The sequence below is a fragment of the Streptomyces sp. SP17BM10 genome, assembly GCF_036322405.1.
Taxonomy (GTDB): domain Bacteria; phylum Actinomycetota; class Actinomycetes; order Streptomycetales; family Streptomycetaceae; genus Kitasatospora.
In genome coordinates this window covers 41,704-63,386 of the sequence record NZ_JAQYXB010000596.1, presented here as the reverse complement: position 1 = coordinate 63,386, position 21,683 = coordinate 41,704, and the positions used below count along the sequence as shown (strand labels likewise).

The following is a 21,683-nucleotide window of genomic DNA, read 5'->3' as shown; positions in this document are numbered from 1 at the left end:
GACCCTATGCCACCCCGTCCCGGGAACCGCACAAATCCGCACGCGCCCCCTACCCACGGGTAGCCGGGTGTGGCAGCCTGCGCGCATGGTGATGCTCGAACCCGCTCCCAGCGCCACCCCGGTCTCCGACCGCGCCCGGTACGACCGCGCCACCGCACACCTGGACGGGCCGGTCGCCGTCGTCGACCTCGCCGCCTTCGACGCCAACGCCGCCGACCTCGTGCGCCGCGCCGGCGGCAAGCCGGTCCGGGTCGCCAGCAAGTCGCTGCGCTGCCGCGCCCTGCTGGAACGCGCGCTCGCCACCGACGGCTTCGCCGGGGTGATGAGCTTCACCCTCGACGAGTCGCTCTGGCTCGCCCGCACCGGCCTGCGGGACGTCCTGCTCGCCTACCCCTCCGCCGACCGCGACGGCTTCGCCGCGCTGACCGCCGACCCCGAGCTCGCGCGCGAGATCACCGTCGTCCTCGACGACCCCGCCCAGCTCGACCTGATCGACAAGGCCCGCGCCGGCGACGCCGAGGTCCGGGTCTGCCTGGAGCTCGACACCTCGCTGCACCTGCTCGGCGGCCGGGTCCGGGTCGGCGCCCGCCGCTCTCCGCTGCGCACCCCCGAGGACCTCGGCGCCTTCGCCGAACTCGTCCAGCGTCGCCGGGGCTTCAAGGTCGTCGGGCTGATGGCGTACGAGGGGCACGTCGCCGGGGTGGGGGACCTCGTGCCCGGGCGCCCGGTGCGCTCGCTGCTGATCCGCGCCATGCAGGCGAAGGCCAGGACCGAACTGGCCCAGCGGCGCGCGGCCGTCGTCCGGCGCCTGCGGCAGGTCGCCGAGCTGGAGTTCGTCAACGGCGGCGGCACCGGCAGCGTGGAGACCACGGTGGCCGAGCGCGCCGTCACGGAGGTGGCGGCCGGCTCCGGGCTGTACCTGCCCAGGCTCTTCGACAACTACCGCGCGTTCCACGGCCGTCCGGCCGCGCTGTTCGGCCAGCCGGTCGTCCGTCGACCCGGCCTCGGCGTGGTGACGGTGCTCGGCGGCGGCTACCCCGCCTCCGGCCCGGCCGGCCCGGACCGCTCGCCGGTGCCGTACCTGCCCGAGGGGCTGCGCTACGACCCGACGGAGGGCGCTGGCGAGGTCCAGACGCCGCTCATCGGCGCAGCCGCGGACGACCTGCTGATCGGCGACCGGGTCTGGTTCCGGCACGCCAAGGCGGGCGAACTGTGCGAACGCTTCGCCGAGCTGCACCTGATCGAGGGCGACCGGGTCGTCCGCACCGTCCCGACCTACCGGGGTGAGGGGAAGACGTTCCTCTGACGCTTCGTCCGGCTTTGCCCTACGGTGGTGGCGACACGACGAGCCACGCAGGGGGCGCCATGGAAGCCGAGATCGTACAGCAGATGGTGACGTCGGGCGCTTCGTCGCTCCGAAGCGGCCCGAGCAGGCGGCCGGCTCGACCTACAACCACGTGAGCGGGCACGTGGACACCGGTGGCGGCATGCTGATCATGGCCCGCGACGTCAAGGGGATCAATCCCTGACCTTTCCGCAGCCTTAAGCAGGCCCGATGGAACACCTAACCCCGGTGTCCCGTCGGGCCTTTGCACTGCTCGGAGCCATACAGTCCGTCAATAACCGTATGACGCAGGGCTATTGCCATCTGGTCCAGACCAATCCTACGCTCTGCCCGGGGGTCCGCGATCCGGGCCGCGGCTCCCGACGGGCAGGCGTGTCCGCTCCCCCACACCCGCCCGGAACGACGGTCGAGGAGTCCCCACCCCATGTCCATCAAGCGAAGTGCCCTGTCCGTCGGCGCCGTCGCCGCCGCGGTCCTCGCCGCGGCGGCGGCAACCGCCGGCACCGCCAGCGCCCACGGCACGATGACCGGTCCCGTCAGCCGGGTCGCGGCCTGCTACGCCGAAGGCCCCGAGCACCCCGTCTCCCAGGTCTGCAAGGACCTCGTCGCGGCGAGCGGCACCCAGCCGCTCTACGACTGGAACGAGGTCAACATCGCCAACGCCAACGGCAACCACCAGGCGCTGATCCCGGACGGCAAGCTCTGCTCGGCCAACCGCGACAAGTACCAGGCACTGGACTGGCCGCGCACCGACTGGCCGGCCACGGCCGTCAGCGCGGGCGCGTTCACCTTCCAGTTCCGCACGACCGCGCCGCACGTCGGCACCCAGACCGTCTACATCACCAAGCAGGGCTACGACCCCACCAAGCCCCTCAAGTGGTCCGACCTCGACCCGACGCCGGTGGCCCAGGTGCAGGTCGACCGCACCGCCACCAACGGGTACTACACCTACCCGGGCACGCTGCCGCAGCGCACCGGCCGTCAGCTGCTGTACATGATCTGGCAGCGCAGCGACAGCCCGGAGGCGTTCTACAGCTGCTCGGACGTCGACTTCGGCAAGCCTGCCGTCGCGGGCGGCGCGCCGGTGTCCGCGCCCGCGGCGCAGGCTCCGGCCGCGCCGAGCGACGCGCAGATCGCCGCGGACGCACCGAAGTCCACGGTCGCCCACCACGGCCATGGCGGCGACCCCAACTCCCCGGCCGGGATCGTGGTGCCGACCGCTTCCGCGGCCGTCGGCTCGTCGGCCACCGGTCCGCTGCTGCTCGCCGGCGCGGCGGCGATCGGCGTCGGCTGGGCCGGCATGGTGCTCCGGCGCCGTCGTGTCGAGGCTGTTCGACGCGATTCCTGAGGGCGCCGGATGCGGGGCCGGACCGGCCCACCCCCGTCCGGTCCGGCTCCCCGCGTGAGCACCCGAACGCCGAACACCCGAACACCCGAACGCCTGAGCACGTGAGCAACGAGCAGCCGGGGAACGACGGCGGCCCACCCGGGAGGTTCCGGGTGGGCCGCCGCTGTGCGTGAGCACTCGTCGCCGCTCAGGTGGTGGTGCCGCCGGTGCCCGGGTCTCCGGAGCCGCCGGTGCTGCCGGAGCCGCCCGCGCCGCCGCCGGGCAGCGGGATCGAGGGCAGCTTGCCCTTGTAGTCGCCGATGCCCTTGACGATGGTGTCCATCACCGAGGGGTCCGGCGCCTTGTCGGCGATGTCGAAGCCGAAGTGGACGGAGACCAGGCCGGTGCCGTCGGCGGAGGGGAAGACCACGGTCTGCACGTAGCCGTTGTTGCCGGTGGGCGCGTCGACCTTCCAGCGGACGAGGTATCCGCTCTTGCCGTTGACGGTGACGGCCTCGGACTTGAGCTCCTGGTGACCGGTGATGTCGCCGTAGGCTTCCTTGGCGGCCTGGGTGATGTCGTTCTTCGCTGCCGCCTGGACGTCGGTGGCGCCGTCGATGTGGCCGGTGTTCACGCCGCCGAGGGTGCAGGTGCCGGTGCCGCCGCCGGGGCACGCGTACGTGCCGACGCTCATCGACGCGAAGCCGTCGCGGGTGTTGCCCGCGTCCCAGCCGGACGGGACGGGCAGGGTGATCCGGTTGATCAGGTCGATCGCGCCGCCGGCACCCGGGCGGGTCTTGCCGTTGCCGCCGGAGCCGCCGGACCCGTTGCCGCCGCTGCCACCCTTGCCGCTGCCGCCGGAGCCCCCGTTGCCGCCGTTGCCGCCGGAGCCGCCGCCGAGGCCGGGGAAGTCCTTCCACGGGCCGTTCTCCCACGGCGCGGCCTGCGGTTTGGCCACGCGGTGCGTGCGCTCGCCGTGGCCGTCCATCGCGAGGTACGTCACCCCCGAACCGACGCCCAGGCCGACCAGCGCCGCCACGACGGTCGCGACGACCAGCTTGGAGGGCTTGCGCCGGGCCTTGGCGGGCGGCGGCACGGCGGCGCCGTACGCGGTGGCGAAGGGCGGCGGCTCCGGGTAGCGGACCGTCCCGTTCTCCAGCACCTCGCCCTCCAGCACCGTCGGCCCGCCGGCCACCGTGGGCTCTTCGGCCGTCCCCGGCCCCGGGGCGTCGGCGGCCGGGGGTTCCGGCGTCGGCGCGTCCGAGGGCGCGGGCCGGGTGCTGGCCGTCCAGCCCTTGCCGTCCCACCAGCGCTGCGGTCTCGGGTCGCTGCTGGTGTCCTTGGGGTCCGGGTACCACCCGGCAGGAATCTGCTCACTCACACCAAAGAATGTAAAGGCAGCCGGATAAACGCGAAATCAGCACAAGCGCGAATTCCCGTGCTCCCGGATGAAATTACGGTGAGAAGCACCCCGGGCGACCCCGCCGTGACCCTGGAGCGGCCGCGGGCGGCCCGGCGGCCCGGCCTACAGCGGTGTGACGTACGCCCCGGAGATGCCGCCGTCGACCAGGAACTCGCTCGCGGTGATGAACGACGAGTCGTCACTGGCCAGGAACGCCACCGCCGCCGCGATCTCCTCCGGCCGGGCGAACCGGCCCAGCGGGATGTGCACCAGGCGCCGCGCAGCCCGCTCGGGGTCCTGCGCGAACAGCTCCCGCAGCAACGGGGTGTCCACCGGCCCCGGCGACAGCGCGTTCACCCGGATCCCTTCCCGCGCGAACTGCACGCCCAGCTCGCGGGACATCGCGAGCACCGCGCCCTTGGATGCGGTGTAGGAGATCTGCGAGGTCGCCGCGCCCATCCGGGCCACGAAGCTCGCGGTGTTGATGATCGAGCCGCGCCCGTGCCGGCGCATGTACGGCAGCGCCGCCCTGCAGCACAGGTAGACGGAGGTCAGGTTGACCTCCTGGACCCGCCGCCACGCCTCCAGGCCGGTGGTCAGGATCGAGTCGTCCTCCGGCGGCGAGACGCCCGCGTTGTTGAAGGCCACGTCGACACTGCCGCACGTCTCGTAGGCCTCGTCGAACAGCGCCTCGACCATGTACGGGTCGGTGACGTCGGTGTGCACGAACAGGCCGCCGACCTCCTTCGCCGCGGCCTTCCCCGTCGCCTCGTCGAGGTCCGCGCACACCACCTTCGCGCCCTCGGCGGCCAGGCGGCGCGCGGCGGCCAGGCCGATGCCGCTGCCCGCGCCGGTGACCACGGCGGTGCGGCCGACCAGGCGGCGGCAGACCACGGCCTCGCCGTCCTGGCGCCCAGGGCCCTTGCCGGTCATCGGCCTCACATCCGTTCGAAGGAGCGGTAGCGCTCCCAGTCGGTCACGGCGCCGTCGTACGCGGACTGCTCGACCCGGGCCATGGTCAGGTAGTGCTCCACCACGTCGTCGCCGAAGGCCGTCCGGGCGAGCTCGCTGCCGGCCCACAGGTCGGCGGCCTCGCGCAGCGAGCCGGGCACCCGGGCGTACTCCTCGACGGCGTACGCGTTGCCCAGGCACGGCGCGGGCAGGTCCAGCTTCTGCTGGACGCCGTGCAGGCCGGCCGCGATCATCCCGGCCACCGCGAGGTACGGGTTGACGTCCCCGCCGGGCACCCGGTTCTCCATCCGCAGTCCGGGGCCGTGGCCGACCACCCGGTAGGCGCAGGTGCGGTTGTCCCGGCCCCAGGCCACCGCCGTCGGCGCGAACGAGCCGGGGCGGTAGCGCTTGTACGAGTTGATGTTCGGCGCGTACAGGAGGCTGAACTCGCGCAGCGCGACGAGCTGGCCGGCCAGGAAGTGCCGCATCGTGTCGGTCATCCGGCCGTCCCGGTCCGCGAACGCGGGCGCGCCGACGGCGTCGCGCAGCGACAGGTGGATGTGGCAGCTGTTGCCCTCGCGCTCGTCGTACTTGGCCATGAAGGTGAGCGCGCAGCCCAGTTGGGCGGCGATCTCCTTCGCGCCGGTCTTGTAGACGCTGTGCTGGTCGCAGGTGGTGAGGGCGTCGGCGTAGCGGAAGGCGATCTCGTGCTGGCCGAGGTTGCACTCGCCCTTCGCCGACTCGACGGTCAGGCCCGCGGCCGCCATCTCGTTGCGGATGCGCGACAGGAGCGGCTCGACCCGGGCCGTGCCGAGCATCGAGTAGTCGACGTTGTACAGGTTCGCCGGGGTCAGGCCGCGGTAGCCGCCCAGCCAGGCCTGCTCGTAGGTGTCCCGGAAGACCAGGAACTCCAGCTCCGTGCCGATGTCGGCGGCCAGCCCGTGCTCGGCCAGGCGCGCGATCTGGCGGCGCAGCAGTTGGCGGGGCGCCGCGTCCACCGGATGGCCGCCGTGCCGGGCCAGGTCGGCGGTGACCTGGGCGGTGCCGGGCTGCCACGGCGTCAGGCGCAGCGTGGCGAGGTCGGGGCGCATCGCGAAGTCGCCGTAGCCGGTCGCCCAGGAGGAGAAGGCGTAGCCGTCGACGGTGTTGAGGTCGACGTCGACGGCCAGCAGGTAGTCGCAGGCCTCGGCGCCGTTCTCGACGACCTCGTCGAGGAAGAACCGGGCGGCGAACCGCTTGCCCTGCAGGCGCCCCTGCATGTCGGTGAAGGCGAGGGCGACGGTGTGCACCTGGCCGGCGTCCACCAGGGTGCGCAGTTCGTCCAGCGTGAGCGGGGCCCGCGGCGGCCCGCCTGCGGCGGCGTTCTCGGACATGGCGACGGAACCCTTCTCCTCGGTCACTCTTCGAGATCAGGCGGTCACAGCGAACCGTACGGCCTGGGGCTCGCGGGGCGGAAGAGGGCGGGTGGGTGTGGCGCGCCGGGATCCGTGGTTGACGTGGGAAAGGACGTGACGGGTGCAGAATGCGCGCCATGGATCGCAGGCCTTTCATCGGCGTCAGCACCTACGTGGCGGACGCGAGTTGGAGCGACTGGCGGGGCCGTCGGGTGGCACTCGTGCCCGAGCGGTACACCGCCTACGTCCAGGACTCCGGCGGCATCGCCGTGCTCCTCCCGCCGGACGCCCCGGAACGCGCGCCCGACGTCCTCGCGCGGCTGGACGCCCTCGTCATCGCCGGCGGGCCGGACATCGACCCGGCGTACTACGGCGCGATGGCGCACCCCCTTACCGAGGTCGACTCGCCGGAGCGGGACGCGTGGGAGGTCGCCCTGCTGCGCGGCGCGCTCGCGGCGGGCATGCCGCTGCTGGGGATCTGCCGCGGCATGCAGGTGCTCAACGTCGTGTGCGGGGGGACGCTGATCCAGCACCTGCCGGACGTCGTCGACGTGGACGTGCACAACGGCTCGCCCGGCACGTACGGGACGCACCTGGTGCGGCCGGTGCCGGGGACGCTGCTGGGCGGGCTGCTGCCGGAGAGCGAGCTGGAGGTGCCGACCTTCCACCACCAGGCGGTGGACCGGGTCGGGTCCGGCCTGCGGGTCTCGGCGCACGCACCGGACGGGACGGTGGAGGCGGTGGAGGGGCCGGGGTTCACGCTGGGGGTGCAGTGGCACCCGGAGCAGGGGGACGACCTGCGGGTGATGCGGGCGCTCGTCCGGGCGGCGACCGCCGCGCAGTTGGACGCCGTCGTCCTCGCGTAGCGGCAACCCGCCTGCCGTGCCGCCGCTTTGGCCGCGTCCCCGCGCCCGCGTCCCCGCGCCCGGGATCCCGGGCACGGGGACGCGTCGGTCGGTCGGGCGCCGGGGACGGGTGGACGCCGTCGAGGCCCGAAGGAGTGAGCAGGGCCCACGCCGAGGGCAACGCGGAGGACCGATCGAGGGGTGCGCCGGCGGGAACGACAACGGTCACCAGTACAACCTTTGGATCTTTGTCGATTCTGCGGTTCACTTCCGGTGCGGGGCGATCGCGCCGCGCCCCTTCCCACCCGTGCGTCCAGAGAGGACTTCGATGGCCGGGCACGAGCATTCCCACGATGAGCATGCGCATGACCACAGCCACCAGCACGGCCACGGTCACGGAGGTCACAGCGGCCACTCGCACGGCGTCTCCGCCGACGCCGACCGCCGCTGGTTGGTCAGCGCCCTCGCCCTGATCGTCGTCTTCATGGCCGGCGAGGTCGTGGTCGGCTTCGCGGCGCAGTCGCTGGCCCTGATCTCCGACGCCGCGCACATGCTCACCGACGCCGCGTCGATCGTCCTCGCGCTGGTCGCGATGCGGCTCGCCGCCCGCCCGGCCCGCGGCGGCTACACCTACGGCCTCAAGCGCGCCGAGATCCTCTCCGCCCAGGCCAACGGCGTCACCCTGCTGGTCCTGTCCGCGTGGCTGGGCTACGAGGCCGTCACCCGGCTGATCGAACCGCCGGCCGTCACCGGCTCGCTGGTGCTGGTCACCGCGCTGATCGGCATCGTCGTCAACCTCGCGGCCACCTGGTGCATGTCGAAGGCCAACCGCAGCTCGCTCAACGTCGAGGGCGCCTTCCAGCACGTCCTCACCGACCTGTACGCGTTCATCGCCACCGCCGTCGCCGGCCTCGTCATCCTGACCACCGGCTTCGCCCGGGCCGACGCGATCGCCTCGCTGATCGTCGTCGCCCTGATGCTCAAGGCGGGCATCGGCCTGGTCCGGGACTCCGGACGGATCTTCCTGGAGGCCGCCCCGGCCGGCATCGATCCGGATGCCGTCGCCGACCGGATGGTCACCGAACCGCTGGTCGAGGAGATCCACGACCTGCACATCTGGGAGATCACCTCCGGCCAGCCCGCGCTGTCCGCGCACATCCTGGTCACCCCCGGCGGGGACTGCCACGCCGTGCGGCGCGAGCTCCAGCGCCGGCTCGCCACCGAGTACGGGATCACCCACAGCACGCTCCAGGTCGACCACGTCGGCGAGGACGAGGCGGGCGCGCTGCTGCAGATCGCCGCCCCGGGGGACCTGTCGGCCGAGCACTGCGCCGACGCGCACGGCCCGGTGCACCGCGCCGGACCGCACGAGCACTGACGACCGGCGCTCCGCGGAAACCAGCGGTCCGTCGGCCCCGTGCGGCATGATCTGAGGCGTGACCGCACCGCGACTGATGCTGCTCGACTCCGCCAGCCTGTACTTCCGGGCGTACTTCGGCGTACCGGACACCCTGCGCTCGCCGCAGGGCGAGCCGGTCAACGCCGTCCGCGGCCTGCTGGACTTCATCGCCCGGCTGGTCAACGACCACCGGCCCGACCATTTGGTCGCCTGCATGGACGCCGACTGGCGCCCGCAGTGGCGGGTGGACCTCGTGCCCTCGTACAAGACCCACCGCGTCGCCGAGGCCGCCGAGGACGGCGAGGAGGAGGTGCCCGACACCCTCGCCCCGCAGGTCCCGGTGATCGAGCAGGTGCTGGACGCGCTCGGCATCGCCCGCGTCGGCTCCCCCGGTTACGAGGCGGACGACGTCATCGGCACCCTCACCGCCAAGGCCACCGGCCCGGTGCAGATCGTCACCGGCGACCGGGACCTGTTCCAGCTCGTCGACGACGCCCGCGCGATCACCGTCCTCTACCCCGTCAAGGGCATGGGCAACCTGCAGGTGACGGACGACGCGCTGCTCCTGGAGAAGTACGGCGTGCGCGGCGCCCAGTACGCCGACATGGCCGCCCTGCGCGGCGACCCCTCCGACGGCCTGCCGGGCGTCAAGGGCATCGGCGAGAAGACCGCCGCCCAGCTCATCAACGAGTACGGCGACCTCCCCGCCATCCGCGCCGCCGCCCTGGACGTCGCCTCGAGGCTCACCCCCGCCCGCCGCCGCAACATCGTCGAGAGTGCCGCCTACCTCGACGTCGCCCCCAAAGTCGTCCGAGTCGCCGACGACGCCCCCCTCCCCCTCTTCGACCCGGTCCTCCCCCACGAGCCCCTCGACCCCATGACCCTCGAAGAACTCTCCACCCGCTGGGGCCTCGGCACCTCCCTGGACCGCGTCCTGGAAGCCCTCGCCACGCGCTGAGCCGAAAGGCCCCGGACACGCGAAAGCCGCACGGGCCGGAGCCCGTGCGGCTTTCGCGTTGACGCCCGGCGGCGCCCTCAGCCCACCGAGGAGTAGGCGATGATGCCGCGGCGGAGGCCGTCGACGGCCTTGCGGGCGGTCTTGCGCAGGTCGGCGTCTTCGCCGGCGGCGTCCTGGATCTGGCCGAGGACGTCGATCAGCTGCTTGGTCCAGCGGACGAAGTCGCCGGCCGGCATCTCGGCGTCGCGCAGGACCTGGTCGAGGCTGTGGCCGAGCGCCCAGCGGTAGGCGACCCAGGCGAAGCCCAGGTCGGGTTCGCGCTGGCCGACGCCCTCGGCGGTGTTGATCCGGTGCTGCTCCTCCAGGGCGTCCAGGTGGCCCCAGATGCGGACCATCTTGCCGAGCGCCTCCTTGGCCGCGCCCTCCGGCACCCGGGGGGCGCCGGCGTCGTCGGCCTGGCGGGACTCGTAGACCAGCGCCGAGGCGCAGGCGGCGAGTTCGGCGGCGGCCAGGCCGCTCCACACGCCCTCGCGGATGCACTCGGAGGCGAGCAGGTCGAGCTCGCCGTAGAGCCGGCCCAGTCGCTTGCCGTCGTCGGTGACGGTGTCGCCGCTCAGGTAGCCGAGGTCGGTGAGCAGTGCGCAGACGCGGTCGAAGGTGCGGGCGATGGTGTGCGTGCGGGAGCGCATCTTGCGTTCCAGCAGCTCGGTGTCGCGGTGCAGCCGGTGGTAGCGCTCGGCCCAGCGGGCGTGGTCCTCGCGCTCGTCGCAGCCGTGGCAGGGGTGCTGGCGCAGGACGGCGCGCAGCCGGGTGATCTCGGGGTCGTCCGCGGCGGCGGCGCGCCCGCGCCGGAAGCGCTCGGGCTCGAGGTGGCCGGCCTTGGTGCGCAGCGCGGAGGCGAGGTCGCGGCGGGACTGCGGGCTGCGCGGGTTGAAGGACTTCGGAATGCGCACCCGCTCGATCGCGACCACCGGGTACGGGAAGTCGATCATGGCGAGCCGCTTGACCTGCCGCTCGGCGGTCAGCACGACCGGGCGCGGCCCGTCCTGGAAGTCCGGGTGGCGCGGCGCGCCGCGGCCGGAGCGGTCGACCGGCGGCAGGCCCGGGTCGAGGACCAGGGCGAGGCCGGCGAACTTGCCGGTGGGCACGTGGATGACGTCGCCCGGCTTGAGCTGCTCGATCGACTCGACGGCGGCGGCGCGGCGTTGGCTGGTGCCCTCGCGGGCGAGCTCGTTCTCGCGGTCCTTGAGCTTTCGGCGCAGCTCCATGTACTCGTCGAAGTCGCCGAGGTGGCAGGTCATCGACGCGCGGTAGCCGTCCAGGCCCTCCTCGTTGCGCTGCACCTGGCGGGCGATGCCGACGACCGAGCGGTCCGCCTGGAACTGCGCGAAGGACGTCTCCAGCAGCTCGCGCGAGCGGTGCCGGCCGAACTGGGAGACCAGGTTGACGGCCATGTTGTAGGACGGCCGGAACGAGGACTTGAGCGGATAGGTGCGGGTGCCGGCCAGGCCGGCCAGCGCCTCCGGGTCGAGGCCGCGCTGCCAGAGCACGACGGCGTGGCCCTCGACGTCGATGCCGCGGCGCCCGGCGCGGCCGGTGAGCTGGGTGTACTCGCCGGGGGTGATGTCGGCGTGGGTCTCGCCGTTCCACTTGACGAGCTTCTCCATGACCACCGAGCGGGCGGGCATGTTGATGCCGAGGGCGAGGGTCTCGGTCGCGAAGACGGCCTTGACGAGGCCCTTCACGAACAGCTCCTCGACGACCTCCTTGAACCGGGGCAGCATCCCGGCGTGGTGGGCGGCGATGCCGCGCTCCAGCCCGTCCAGCCACTCGAAGTAGCCGAGGACGTGCAGGTCCTCGTCGGGGATGTCGGCGCAGCGCTCCTCGACGATGGCGCGGACCTGGGCGCGGTCGGAGTCCTTGTTGAGCCGCAGCCCGGAGCTGAGGCACTGCTGGACGGCGGCCTCGCAGCCGGCCCGGCTGAAGATGAAGGTGATCGCGGGCAGCAGGCCCTCGGCGTCGAGCCGGTCGATGACGTCGACGCGGCCCGGCGTCCAGACCCGGCCGGGGCGGCCGTTGGGCATGGAGCGGCCCCGGCCGCGGCCGAAGCGGTCGCGCGGGTTGCGGTCGAGCTCGGCGCGGGCGAGCCGGACGAGCTCGGGGTTGACCGCCTTGCCGGGGTTCTTGAGGCTGTGCTTGGGGCGGCCGTCGCGGTCCGGGCTGGCGAACAGGTCGTACATCCGGTTGCCGGCCATGACGTGCTGCCACAGCGGGACGGGCCGGTGCTCGGAGACGATCACCCTGGTGCCGCCGCGGACGGTGTCCAGCCAGTCGCCGAACTCCTCGGCGTTGGAGACGGTCGCGGAGAGCGAGACGAGGGTGACCGACTCGGGGAGGTGGATGATGACCTCCTCCCAGACGGCACCGCGGAAGCGGTCGGCGAGGTAGTGGACCTCGTCCATGACGACGTAGCCGAGGCCGTCGAGGGTGCTGGAGCCCGCGTAGAGCATGTTGCGCAGCACCTCGGTGGTCATGACCACCACGGGCGCGTCGCCGTTGACGGTGTTGTCGCCGGTGAGCAGGCCGACCTTGGCGGCGCCGTAGCGCTTGACCAGGTCGCCGTACTTCTGGTTGGACAGCGCCTTGATCGGCGTCGTGTAGAAGCACTTGCGGCCGGCGGCCAGGGCCAGGTGCACGGCGAACTCGCCGACGATCGTCTTCCCGGAGCCGGTGGGGGCGGCGACGAGGACGCCCTCGCCCGCTTCCAGGGCCCGGCAGGCCTCGACCTGGAAGTCGTCCAGCGGGAAGTCGTACAGCTGCTGGAAGCCGTGGAGGGCCGTCGCCTGCTCCGCGGCCCGGCGGCGACTGGCCGCGTACGCCTCGGCGGGGCTGAGCTCCCGGTCGTCGTGGGGCTCGGGCTCGGGGGTGTTCATCGCCGTCCGGGTGGGGTTGGTGTGATCTCGCATCTCAGCGAGAGGTTACCCGGGTGGACTGACATCGATAGCACCGTTTTTTCCGGGACCGGATCAGTTCTCCCTCAGATCCATAGTTGCAAATGTCTTCAAGTGATCGGATCCGGGCCAGCTTCGGACGACTCCGGTCAATCCCGGTGGAGAGCGGCCCGTCCTCCCTACCTTCGACCGCACCGGGGACACGCACCGGAGACACACAGCGGAGACACGCACCGGCGCCGGGCACACGCACCGGACCGGATACACGGGAGGACAGCGAGATGGCGAACCTGGAGACGTCCCTCAAGGACGCGATGTCGATCGACGGCGCGATCGGCGTGGCCCTCGTCGACTACGGCAGCGGCATGGCGCTCGGCAGCCTCGGCGACGGCGGCGAGCTGGACCTCAACGTCGCCGCCGCCGGGAACACCGACGTCGTCCGCGCCAAGATGCGGGCGATGGAGATGCTCAACCTGCACGACAACGAGATCGAGGACATCCTGATCAGCCTCACGAACCAGTACCACATGGTCCGGCCGATCACGACGCCCTCCGGCCGCGGCCTGTTCCTCTTCCTCGCGCTCAACCGCAACCGCTCCAACCTCGCGATGGCCCGCCACCAGCTCAAGCGGATCGAACTCGCCCTGGAGATCTGAGCGCACCGACACCAGGGAAGGGGGGATCTCGTGCCGGTAGCCCTCTACCAGGCCAAGGCCGAGTTCTTCCGGATGCTCGGCCACCCCGTGCGGATCCGGGTCCTCGAACTCCTCCAGGCCGGACCGACGCCCGTGCGCGACCTGCTCGCGGAGCTGGAGGTCGAACCCTCCAGCCTGTCGCAGCAGCTCGCCGTGCTGCGCCGGTCCGGCATCGTGACCGCCACCCGGGAGGGCAGCACGGTGGTGTACGCGCTCGCCGGGGGCGACGTCGCCGACCTGCTGCGCTCCGCCCGGCGGATACTCACCGGGCTGCTCGCCGACCAGAACCGGCTCCTCGCCGAACTGCGCGCCTCCGCCGACTGACGGACCGCGCAGCCCAAAGCGGCGGCTCAGCCCATCAGCGGCTCAGCGCATCAGCGGCTCAGCCCTTCAGCAGCTCGGCCAGCCCGTCCGCCAGCCGCTCGTACTCGCCCGGCCGGTTGTACACCTGCGCGCACACCCGCAGCACCCCGCCGCCCTCCCACGGGCGAACGGCGACCCGGGTCGCGAGGCGCTCCCGCACCGCCGCCATCACCGCCCGCGCGTCGGGCTCGGTCTCGGCCCACCCTGCGGGCAGCCGGACCGTGCGCATCCACGCCCAGGACGGCGCCGGCAGCGGCGTCAGCCCGGCCCGCTCGGCGAGCGCCCGCTGGCCGTACGCGGCGAGCCGGGCGTTGTGCGAGGCGACGCGGCCGGTGCCGAGTTCCCGCAGGAGGTCGAATCCGGCGGGGGCGGCCAGCCAGGGCGTGTAGTCGCAGGTGCCGCGCCATTCGACGTTGGCCGGGAAGCCCCGGTCGTGCTCCCAGGAGAGGGCGAGCGGGCGCACCCGGTCCGTCCACTCCGGGCGGACGGACAGGACGGCGGTGGCGCGCGGGGCGAAGGCCCACTTGTGCAGGTTGCCGCACCAGAAGTCGGCCTCGTCCTCGACCGGCGCGGGCAGCATGCCGGGCGCGTGGGCGCCGTCCACGACGGTGGTCACGCCGCGCCGGCGCAGCTCGGCGAGCAGCGCCGGGCCGGCCACGACGCGGGCGGTGGGCGAGGTGACCTGGTCGAGGACGGCGAGGCGGGTGCGCCCGTCCACGGCCGCCAGCACCGCCTCCCGGACGGCGTGCTCGTCCGGGGCGTCGAGGGGCAGTTCGGCGGTGACGAGCTCGGCGCCGACCTCTGCGGCCCGCCGGGCGGCGGCCCGGGTGACGGCGCCGTAGCCGTGGTCGGTGACGAGGACGCGGTCGCCGGGCGCGAGCGGGACGGTGTCCAGCGCGACCGCGACCGCCTCGGTGACGTTGGTGACCAGCGCGAGGCGGTCGGGGTCGGTGCCCAGCTCGGCGGCGATCCGGCGGCGGGCGGCGCCGATCCGGGCGGGCAGGTCGGCGAAGAAGTCGTCCGGGTCGAGCTCGTGCTCGGCGCGCAGCCGCTCCTGCACCCGCCGGACGCGCAGGGGAACCGCGCCGTACGAGCCGTGGTTCAGGTGCGCGGCGTCCGTCGAGAGGCCGAACAGCCCGTCGGTCCCGGCCAGGGGCTCGGGGGGCTCGGCGGTCGGCAGGTCCTCGGTCACTGCACTCTCCTCCTGCTGGTGTTGTGTGACATTTCACATGACGTACCCCTGGTCCGGCAAGGCGCCGTCCGGCCACCATCGGGCGATGACCATCACGGACCCCTTCCTCACCCTCAGCGCCCGAACCGGCCGGTTCACCTTCGGTGCCCCGCGTGCGACCACGCTCAGCGAGGACGGTACCCGGCTGCTGCTGCTCCGCTCGGCCGGTCCGGAGGACCCGGTCGAGCGCCTGTACCTGCTCGACACCGCGGGCACCGCGACGGGCACCGCGAGCGGCACCGCGAGCGGCACCGAGCGCCTGGTGGCCGACCCCGCCGCGCTCGCCCCCGGCCGCACCGGCCACCGCGACGACCTGCCCGCCGTCGAGCGCCGCCTGCGCGAACGGACCCGGCTGGCCGCCCCCGGCATCGGCACGTACGCGGCCACCGCCGACCTCGCCGTCGCCGTGTTCGCCCTCGACGGCCGGCTCTTCCGCGTCGACACCGCCACCGGCACCGCCACCGGCACCGCCACCGAACTCCCCACCTCGGGGCCCGCGTTCGACCCCCGCCCGGACGCCACCGGCGAGCGCGTCGCGTACGTCGCCGACGACGCGCTGTACGTCCACCCGGACCCCGCACCCCTCTCCCCCGCCGACGGCGCCCGCTGGGGCGTCGCCGAGTTCGCCGCCGCCGAGGAGCTCGGCCGCCACCGCGGCCACTGGTGGCGCCCGGACGGCGGCGCGCTGCTCGCCGCCCGGGTGGACGAATCCGCCCTGCCCCGGCGGTACTTCGCCGACCCCGCCCGACCCGGCCTGCCCGCCGAGGACTTCGCCTACCCGCAGGCGGGCGGCCCGAACGCCGACGTCCAGCTGTGGATCCTGGGCCTCGACCACAGCCGCGTCCGACTCCGTTGGGACGCGACCGCGTTCCCGTACGTCTGCGATGCGCACTGGGCCTCGGACGACGAGATCCTGCTGACCGTCGCCGACCGGCTCCAGCAGAACGTCCTGTTGCTCACCGCCGAACCGGCCACCGGCGAGACCCGCGAACTCTCGCGCACCACCGACGAGTTCTGGGTCGACGACCTGCCCGGCACCCCGGCCCGGCTCCCCGACGGCCGCCTCCTCACCGCCCACGACACCCCGGACGCCCGCGGCCTCGCCCTCGACGGCAAGCCGCTCGACACCACCGGCCTCCAGATCCGCCGGGTGACCGGCACCCTGCGCGGCCGACTGCTGTGCGAGAGCACCGACGGCGACCCGGCCGACCAGCACGTCCACCTCGTCGACCCGGACGGCGGCCCGCCCGAGCGGCTCAGCGACGGCCCCGGCATCCATTCCGCCCTCGCCGCCGCCGGCACCCTGCTGCTCACCTGTGCCACCCCCGATGGCGTCCGCCGCACGCTGCGCCTGCCCGACGGCCGCGAGCTCCCGCTCACCGACCAGAGCGCCGCCCTCCCGTTCCGCGTCCGCCCGCACCTCGCGCGCGTCACCGAACTCGCCCTGCCCACCGCCGTGGTGTACCCGCGCGACCACGTCCACGGCCGCCGGCTGCCCGTCCTCCTCGACGTCTACGGCGGCCCCGGCTTCCAGGCCGTCGCGAGCGAGCCGCGCCGCTGGCAGCTCCGCCAGTGGTGGGCCGACCAGGGCTTCGCCGTCGTCACCACCGACAACCGGGGCACCCCGTTCGTCTCCCCCGCCTTCACCCGGGCGATCTTCCGCCGTTTCTCCCAGGTGGCGCTCGACGACCAGGTGGCAGCGCTGCACGCCCTCGCCGAGCGCCACCCCGACCTCGACCTCGGCCGGGTCGGCGTGCGCGGCTGGTCCTACGGCGGCTACGTCGCCGCCCTCGCCGTCCTGCGCCGCCCCGACGTGTTCCGCGCCGCGAGCGCGGGCGCCCCGCCCACCGACTTCCGGCAGTACGACACCGCGTACACCGAGCGCTACCTCGGCCTTCCGCAGGACAACCCGGAGGGCTACGCCGACGACTGCCTGATCGCCGACGCCCCCGCGCTGACCCGCCCGCTGCTGCTCGTCCACGGGCTGGCCGACGACAACGTCCACCCCTCGCACACCCTGCAGCTGTCCCGCGCGCTGACCCGGGCCGGCCGCCCGCACCGCGTGCTGCCGCTGCCCGGCGTCACGCACATGACGCCCGGCGGGGTGGGCGAGCAGGTCGCCCAGGCCGAACTCGCCTTCTTCCGGGAGACCTTGGAGTGATCGGTTGAGCGTGATCCATTGAGTTGGCCCGGCCGGACTGCCACACTCCGCCATGACCGGCACTCGACCCGGGTGCCGGGCTGAACGGCCGGACGACCGGCCGGCGAAACGGGGAGAGCGGACGAGATGAAGATCCAGAGACCTGGCCCCATCAAGCAGCGCCAGTGGACGCCGCTGACCGCGGCCAACGGCGCAGTCGCCTTCGGACTGGAGCTGGGGCTGCTCGCGGCCCTCTGCTACTGGGGGTTCAGGACCGGCACCAACCCGGGCACCAGGCTGCTCCTCGGGCTCGGCGCACCCGCCCTGGCAGCGACCGTCTGGGGGCTGTTCCTGGCCGCGGGCGGGCCGAAGTACCGGCTGCCGCTCGCCGCCGAGATCGTCCTCAAGCTGGTGGTCCTCGGCACCGGCGCGCTGGCCCTGTACGCCACCGGCCGGACCACGCTCGCGACGGTGTACGGCGTGCTCGCAGTGGTCACCACGGCCGTGGAGTACACCACCGCGTAGCGGTACGCGCAAGCCCCGGGCCCCCGACGAAGGGGGCCCGGGGCTTACGCGTCGGGCCACCGCGGCCGAGGGGCTCGGCCCGCGCCGGCTGCCGCCCTCGCCGAAAGAACGGATGAACGGATGAGCGGATGGGCGCGTGAACGAACGGCTGGAACCCGGTCGGGCGCGGTCCTCGTGAGATTCCCCACCGCGCCCGACCGGGGGTCTGGGACGTGCCGCCCGGGTCAGGCCTCCGGGAAGTGGCAGGCCGCCTGCCGGCCACCCGGACCGGCGAGCTTCAGCAGCGGCCGCTCCGACCGGCACACCTCCTGCGCCTTCGGGCAGCGCGGGTGGAACGTACAGCCGGACGGCGGGTTCGCGGGGCTCGGCGGGTCCCCCGCCAGCACGATCCGCTCACGCGTCCGCTCCGCCGCCGGGTCGGGCAGCGGCACGGCCGACAGCAGCGCCTTCGTGTACGGGTGCGCCGGGTTGCCGTACACCTCGGCCTTGTCGCCGATCTCGACGATCCGGCCCAGGTACATCACCGCGACGCGGTCGCAGACCCGCTTGACCACCGAGAGGTCGTGCGCGATGAACACGTAGGCGAGGCCCAGTTCGCGCTGCAACTCCTCCATCAGGTTGACGACTTGCGCCTGGATCGACACGTCGAGCGCGGACACCGGCTCGTCGGCGATCACCAGCTTCGGCGAGGTGGCCAGCGACCGGGCGATACCGATGCGCTGCGCCTGGCCGCCGGAGAACTCGTGCGGGTAGCGGTCGAGGTGCTCGGGGATCAGCCCGACCAGCTCCATCAGCTCGCCGGCCCGCTTCCGCGCCTCGGCCGTGCCCGCCCCCTGGACCAGCAGCGGCTCGGAGATGATCCGGGCGACCGTCTGCCGGGGGTTGAGCGAGGAGTACGGGTCCTGGAAGACCATCTGCAAGTGCCGCCGGTGCGGCCGCAGTCGGGACTGCGACAGGCCGCCGATCTCGGTGCCGTCGAAGGTGACGCTGCCGGCGGTCGGGTCGAGCAGCCGGACGATCATCCGGCCGGTGGTGGACTTGCCGCAGCCGGACTCGCCGACCAGGCCCAGGGTCTCGCCCCGGCCGACGTCGAAGGACACCCCGTCGACGGCCCGGATCGGCGCCCCCGCGCGGCCGGCGCGACTGCGGCGCCCCGGGAACGTCTTCACCAAGTCCCGTACGGAAAGCAGGGTTTCACCCATCACACGACCCCTTCCGGCACCAGCGGCAGGTGGCAGGCGGCCTGGTGGCCGGGGCCGAGCGGGCCGAGTTCGGGGCGCTCGGCCAGGCAGCGGGCGTGCTCCTCGGCGGTCGCGGCGGTGGTGCGGGCGCAGCGCGGCGCGAAGGAGCAGCCGGGGGCGGGGGTGATCAGCGACGGCGGGCTGCCGGGGATGGCGCGCAGCGGGGCGTCGTCGGTGTCGTCGAGGCGGGGCAGCGAGTCGAGCAGACCCCGGGTGTACGGGTGCGCGGGGACGCCGAACAGCCGTTCCACCGGGGCCTGTTCGGCGGCCCGTCCGCCGTACATGACGAGCACCTCGTGGGCGACCCGGGCGACGACGCCGAGGTCGTGGGTGATCATCACGACGCCGAGGCCGCGCTCCTGCTGGATGCGGGCGATCAGGTCGAGGATCTGCGCCTGCACGGTGACGTCCAGGGCGGTGGTGGGCTCGTCGGCGATCAGCAGGTCGGGTTCGCAGGCGAGGGCCATGGCGATCATGACGCGCTGGCGCATGCCGCCGGAGAACTGGTGCGGGTACTCGTCGACGCGGCGGGCCGGTTCGGGGATGCCGACCTCGGCGAGCATCTCGACGGCGCGTTCCCGGCCGGCCCGGCGGCCCGCCCGGAAGTGCACCCGGTAGTGCTCGGCGATCTGCTCGCCGACGGTGTAGAAGGGGTGCAGGCTGGACAGCGGGTCCTGGAAGATCATCGCGATCCGCCGGCCCCGGACGGCGCCCAGCTCCCGTTCGCCGATCCCGTTCAGCTCCCGTCCGTCCAGCCGGATCGAGCCGGTGACGGCGGCGCCGCGGTGCAGGCCCATGACGGCGAGCGAGGTGACGGACTTGCCGCTGCCGGACTCGCCGACCAGGCCGAGGGTGCGCCCGGCCTCGACGGTGAAGGAGATGCCGTCGACGGCCCGGACGGTGCCGCGCGGGGTGTCGAAGGAGACCCTGAGGTCCTCGACTTCCAACAAGGCGGCCATCAGTACCTCACTCTCGGGTCGACGAACGCGTAGAGCAGGTCGACCAGCAGGTTCGCCGCGACGATGAAGGAGGCCGCGAGCAGGGTGACGCCGAGGATGACCGGCTGGTCGGAGCGGACCAGCGCGTCGTAGAAGAGCCGTCCGACGCCGGGCAGTCCGAAGATGGACTCGGTGATGACCGCGCCGGCCAGCAGCCCTCCGAGGTCCATGCCGAAGATGGTGAGGATCGGCGTCATCCCGGAGCGCAGCCCGTGCTTGACGGTGACGGTCCGGCCCGGCAGCCCCTTGGCGCGGGCCGTGCGGATGTACGGCTCGGCCATCGCCTCGATCATCGAGTTGCGGCTCTGCCGGGCGTACATGGCCGCGTACAGCAGGGCGAGCGCGATCCACGGCAGGAGCAGGTTCGAGGCCCACCGCACCGGACCGTCGCCGAACGCGTGGTACGCCGGGTAGGGCAGCAGTCCGGCCGTCCTGACGACGCCCCAGATCAGCATGATCGAGGTGAAGTAGACCGGCAGCGACGCGGTGCCGACCGAGAACACCATCAGCGTGCGGTCGAGGACCGTGTCCTTGTGCAGCGCCGAGGTGACGCCCGCGCCGAGGCCGAGGACCAGCCAGAGCACGGCCGCGCCGAGCGCCAGCGAGACGGAGACCGGCAGCCGGTCGGTGAGCAGCTCCCAGACCGGCAGCGAGTACTCGTAGGAGTAGCCGAGGCACGGGAAGCCGCAGTGCACGGCGCTGGCGCCGCTGCCGTAGTCGCGGCCGGCGAAGATGCCGGTCAGGTAGCCGGTGAACTGCTCCCAGACCGGCCGGTCCAGGCCCATCGCGGCCTTGACGTCGGCGAGCCGCTCCGGACTGCACGTCTTGCCGCAGGCCGCCGCGGCCGGATCGCTGGGCAGCAGGTAGAAGATGGTGAAGGTGATGGCGCAGATGGCGAGCAGGATGCCGGCCACGCCGAGCAGCCGGCGGCCGAGGTAGAGGATCACGACCGGCCCGCCCGGGGGTCGAGGATGTCGCGCAGCGCGTCGCCGAGCAGGGTGAAGGCGAGCACGGCGAGGAAGAGGAAGGCCGTCGGGATCAGGAAGTACGTCGGGTCGGTCTCGTAGAAGTTGATGCTCTCGGCGATCATCTGGCCCCAGGAGGGGGTCGGCGGGCGGACACCGACGCCGAGGTAGCTGAGCGCGGCCTCGGTCGCGATCATGCCGGGGACGAGCAGCGTCGTGTAGGCGATGACCGGGCCGGAGACGTTCGGCAGGATCTCGCGGGTGAGGATCCGCCACGGCCGGGCGCCGCCGACCTTGGCGGCCTCGACGTACTCGCGGTGCTTGAGCGAGAGGGTCTGGCCGCGGACCACCCGGGCGATGCCGGGCCAGGTGAACAGGCCGATGACCAGGGTGATCAGCAGGATCCGGTTGACGTCCCTGGCCACCGACATCATCGCGATCATGAAGATCAGGGACGGGAAGGACATCGTGAGGTCCATCAGCCGGGAGAGCACGGAGTCGGTCCGGCCGCCGAAGTAGCCGGCGGCGATCCCGGCCAGGGTGCCGGCGGCCACGACCACGGCGGTGGCGGTGAAGGCGATCAGCAGCGACACCTGGCCGCCGTGCAGGACCCGGGCGAACAGGTCGCGCCCGGTCGACGGTTCGACGCCCAGCCAGTGCCGGGTGCCGATGCCGCCGAAGTCCCCGATCGGCTGGCCGCCGAGGTAGGGGTCGATCGCGCGCTTGTCGAACTCGTCGGGGGACCAGCCGCCGAGCGCGCTCAGCGGGCCGGCCAGCGCCGCGAGCAGGACCAGGAGGGCGACCGCGACCAGGCCGAAGCGGGCCGAGCCGCGGGCCCACAGCCGGTCCCAGACCAGCCGCCAGGGCCCGCGCCCGGTGGCCTCCGCGGGGCCCGCCGGCGCGGCCTGCGCGGCGACGGGCTCAGTGGTGCCGGGCTCAATAGTGGCAGGCAT

General features: G+C 73.3%; 18 protein-coding genes. 9 read left to right on the top strand and 9 right to left on the bottom strand.

The annotated features are described in order from the left end of the window. The first annotated feature begins 85 nt into the window (after positions 1 to 85). Entirely contained in the window at positions 86 to 1,306 is a 1,221-nt protein-coding gene (locus tag PUR71_RS21440) for an amino acid deaminase/aldolase (protein WP_329928689.1), read from the top strand. A gap of 463 nt (positions 1,307 to 1,769) precedes the next feature. Next, complete coding sequence (locus PUR71_RS21435) at positions 1,770 to 2,693, top strand: lytic polysaccharide monooxygenase auxiliary activity family 9 protein (RefSeq protein ID WP_329928688.1); 924 nt, start codon at positions 1,770 to 1,772, stop codon at positions 2,691 to 2,693. A gap of 187 nt (positions 2,694 to 2,880) precedes the next feature. On the opposite strand, the gene PUR71_RS21430 is transcribed toward PUR71_RS21435, so the two are convergent. From PUR71_RS21430 to PUR71_RS21420, 3 genes are all read right to left on the bottom strand, one after another. Then, positions 2,881 to 4,053 (bottom strand): DUF2510 domain-containing protein, encoded by a 1,173-nt coding sequence (locus PUR71_RS21430; RefSeq protein WP_329928687.1) that lies wholly within the window; start codon positions 4,051 to 4,053, stop codon positions 2,881 to 2,883. 144 nt (positions 4,054 to 4,197) lie between these two features. Continuing rightward, positions 4,198 to 5,007: a 3-oxoacyl-ACP reductase gene (locus tag PUR71_RS21425; RefSeq protein WP_329928686.1), complete on the bottom strand. Its 810-nt coding sequence runs from the start codon at positions 5,005 to 5,007 to the stop codon at positions 4,198 to 4,200. A gap of 5 nt (positions 5,008 to 5,012) precedes the next feature. After that, complete coding sequence (locus PUR71_RS21420) at positions 5,013 to 6,398, bottom strand: glutamine synthetase family protein (RefSeq protein WP_329928685.1); 1,386 nt, start codon at positions 6,396 to 6,398, stop codon at positions 5,013 to 5,015. Between the two features lie 158 nt (positions 6,399 to 6,556). Here PUR71_RS21420 and PUR71_RS21415 point away from each other — a divergent pair, with 158 nt between their 5' ends. The 3 genes from PUR71_RS21415 to PUR71_RS21405 all read left to right on the top strand — a co-directional run bounded on the left by PUR71_RS21415 (position 6,557) and on the right by PUR71_RS21405 (position 9,621). Further along, positions 6,557 to 7,285, top strand: a complete 729-nt coding sequence (locus PUR71_RS21415; protein ID WP_329928684.1) for a gamma-glutamyl-gamma-aminobutyrate hydrolase family protein — start codon at positions 6,557 to 6,559, stop codon at positions 7,283 to 7,285. A 307-nt stretch (positions 7,286 to 7,592) separates the two neighbouring features. Further along, a complete protein-coding gene (locus PUR71_RS21410) occupies positions 7,593 to 8,642 on the top strand; it encodes a cation diffusion facilitator family transporter (RefSeq protein WP_329928683.1) in 1,050 nt (349 codons plus the stop codon). Between the two features lie 76 nt (positions 8,643 to 8,718). Then, on the top strand, positions 8,719 to 9,621 hold the full coding sequence (locus PUR71_RS21405; RefSeq protein ID WP_329928737.1) for a 5'-3' exonuclease: 903 nt from the start codon (positions 8,719 to 8,721) through the stop codon (positions 9,619 to 9,621). 77 nt (positions 9,622 to 9,698) lie between these two features. On the opposite strand, the gene PUR71_RS21400 is transcribed toward PUR71_RS21405, so the two are convergent. Then, on the bottom strand, positions 9,699 to 12,554 hold the full coding sequence (locus PUR71_RS21400) for a DEAD/DEAH box helicase (RefSeq protein ID WP_329928736.1): 2,856 nt from the start codon (positions 12,552 to 12,554) through the stop codon (positions 9,699 to 9,701). 299 nt (positions 12,555 to 12,853) lie between these two features. On the opposite strand from PUR71_RS21400, the gene PUR71_RS21395 reads away from it, so the two are divergent. Together PUR71_RS21395 and PUR71_RS21390 are read left to right on the top strand one after the other, a co-directional pair. Next, entirely contained in the window at positions 12,854 to 13,228 is a 375-nt protein-coding gene (locus PUR71_RS21395) for a hypothetical protein (protein ID WP_329928682.1), read from the top strand. A gap of 30 nt (positions 13,229 to 13,258) precedes the next feature. Beyond that, positions 13,259 to 13,591, top strand: a complete 333-nt coding sequence (locus tag PUR71_RS21390) for an ArsR/SmtB family transcription factor (RefSeq protein ID WP_329928681.1) — start codon at positions 13,259 to 13,261, stop codon at positions 13,589 to 13,591. A gap of 58 nt (positions 13,592 to 13,649) precedes the next feature. On the opposite strand, the gene PUR71_RS21385 is transcribed toward PUR71_RS21390, so the two are convergent. Then, positions 13,650 to 14,822: an aminotransferase class V-fold PLP-dependent enzyme gene (locus tag PUR71_RS21385; RefSeq protein ID WP_329928680.1), complete on the bottom strand. Its 1,173-nt coding sequence runs from the start codon at positions 14,820 to 14,822 to the stop codon at positions 13,650 to 13,652. An 85-nt stretch (positions 14,823 to 14,907) separates the two neighbouring features. Between PUR71_RS21385 and PUR71_RS21380 the strand changes: the two genes are divergently transcribed. Both PUR71_RS21380 and PUR71_RS21375 read left to right on the top strand, forming a co-directional pair. Next, positions 14,908 to 17,022: a S9 family peptidase gene (locus PUR71_RS21380; RefSeq protein WP_329928679.1), complete on the top strand. Its 2,115-nt coding sequence runs from the start codon at positions 14,908 to 14,910 to the stop codon at positions 17,020 to 17,022. A gap of 126 nt (positions 17,023 to 17,148) precedes the next feature. Beyond that, complete coding sequence (locus PUR71_RS21375) at positions 17,149 to 17,526, top strand: YrdB family protein (RefSeq protein ID WP_329928678.1); 378 nt, start codon at positions 17,149 to 17,151, stop codon at positions 17,524 to 17,526. Between the two features lie 224 nt (positions 17,527 to 17,750). Here the strand turns inward: PUR71_RS21375 and PUR71_RS21370 are convergent, their stop codons facing one another. Genes PUR71_RS21370 through PUR71_RS21355 form a run of 4 tightly spaced genes read right to left on the bottom strand, consistent with a single transcriptional unit; the run spans position 17,751 to position 21,683 of the window. Next, positions 17,751 to 18,728, bottom strand: coding sequence for an ABC transporter ATP-binding protein (locus PUR71_RS21370; protein WP_329928677.1), 978 nt, complete (start codon positions 18,726 to 18,728; stop codon positions 17,751 to 17,753). Beyond that, complete coding sequence (locus tag PUR71_RS21365) at positions 18,728 to 19,726, bottom strand: ABC transporter ATP-binding protein (protein ID WP_329928676.1); 999 nt, start codon at positions 19,724 to 19,726, stop codon at positions 18,728 to 18,730. Before PUR71_RS21365 ends, PUR71_RS21370 begins: the two co-directional genes overlap by 1 nt. Then, complete coding sequence (locus tag PUR71_RS21360; protein ID WP_329928675.1) at positions 19,726 to 20,712, bottom strand: ABC transporter permease; 987 nt, start codon at positions 20,710 to 20,712, stop codon at positions 19,726 to 19,728. Before PUR71_RS21360 ends, PUR71_RS21365 begins: the two co-directional genes overlap by 1 nt. After that, entirely contained in the window at positions 20,709 to 21,683 is a 975-nt protein-coding gene (locus PUR71_RS21355) for an ABC transporter permease (RefSeq protein WP_329928674.1), read from the bottom strand. The genes PUR71_RS21360 and PUR71_RS21355 overlap by 4 nt, the downstream gene beginning before the upstream one ends.

Bases quoted from the DNA above. Each gene is read 5' to 3' on its own strand.
- PUR71_RS21405 (WP_329928737.1), top strand. From the start codon at position 8,719: ATGCTGCTCGACTCCGCCAGCCTGTACTTCCGGGCGTACTTCGGCGTA.
- PUR71_RS21395 (WP_329928682.1), top strand. From the start codon at position 12,854: ATGGCGAACCTGGAGACGTCCCTCAAGGACGCGATGTCGATCGACGGC.
- PUR71_RS21425 (WP_329928686.1), bottom strand. From the start codon at position 5,007: ATGACCGGCAAGGGCCCTGGGCGCCAGGACGGCGAGGCCGTGGTCTGC.
- PUR71_RS21370 (WP_329928677.1), bottom strand. From the start codon at position 18,728: ATGGGTGAAACCCTGCTTTCCGTACGGGACTTGGTGAAGACGTTCCCG.
- PUR71_RS21380 (WP_329928679.1), top strand. From the start codon at position 14,908: ATGACCATCACGGACCCCTTCCTCACCCTCAGCGCCCGAACCGGCCGG.
- PUR71_RS21355 (WP_329928674.1), bottom strand. From the start codon at position 21,683: ATGCCTGCCACTATTGAGCCCGGCACCACTGAGCCCGTCGCCGCGCAG.
- PUR71_RS21435 (WP_329928688.1), top strand. From the start codon at position 1,770: ATGTCCATCAAGCGAAGTGCCCTGTCCGTCGGCGCCGTCGCCGCCGCG.
- PUR71_RS21375 (WP_329928678.1), top strand. From the start codon at position 17,149: ATGAAGATCCAGAGACCTGGCCCCATCAAGCAGCGCCAGTGGACGCCG.
- PUR71_RS21410 (WP_329928683.1), top strand. From the start codon at position 7,593: ATGGCCGGGCACGAGCATTCCCACGATGAGCATGCGCATGACCACAGC.
- PUR71_RS21415 (WP_329928684.1), top strand. From the start codon at position 6,557: ATGGATCGCAGGCCTTTCATCGGCGTCAGCACCTACGTGGCGGACGCG.
- PUR71_RS21365 (WP_329928676.1), bottom strand. From the start codon at position 19,726: ATGGCCGCCTTGTTGGAAGTCGAGGACCTCAGGGTCTCCTTCGACACC.
- PUR71_RS21440 (WP_329928689.1), top strand. From the start codon at position 86: ATGGTGATGCTCGAACCCGCTCCCAGCGCCACCCCGGTCTCCGACCGC.
- PUR71_RS21420 (WP_329928685.1), bottom strand. From the start codon at position 6,398: ATGTCCGAGAACGCCGCCGCAGGCGGGCCGCCGCGGGCCCCGCTCACG.
- PUR71_RS21400 (WP_329928736.1), bottom strand. From the start codon at position 12,554: ATGAACACCCCCGAGCCCGAGCCCCACGACGACCGGGAGCTCAGCCCC.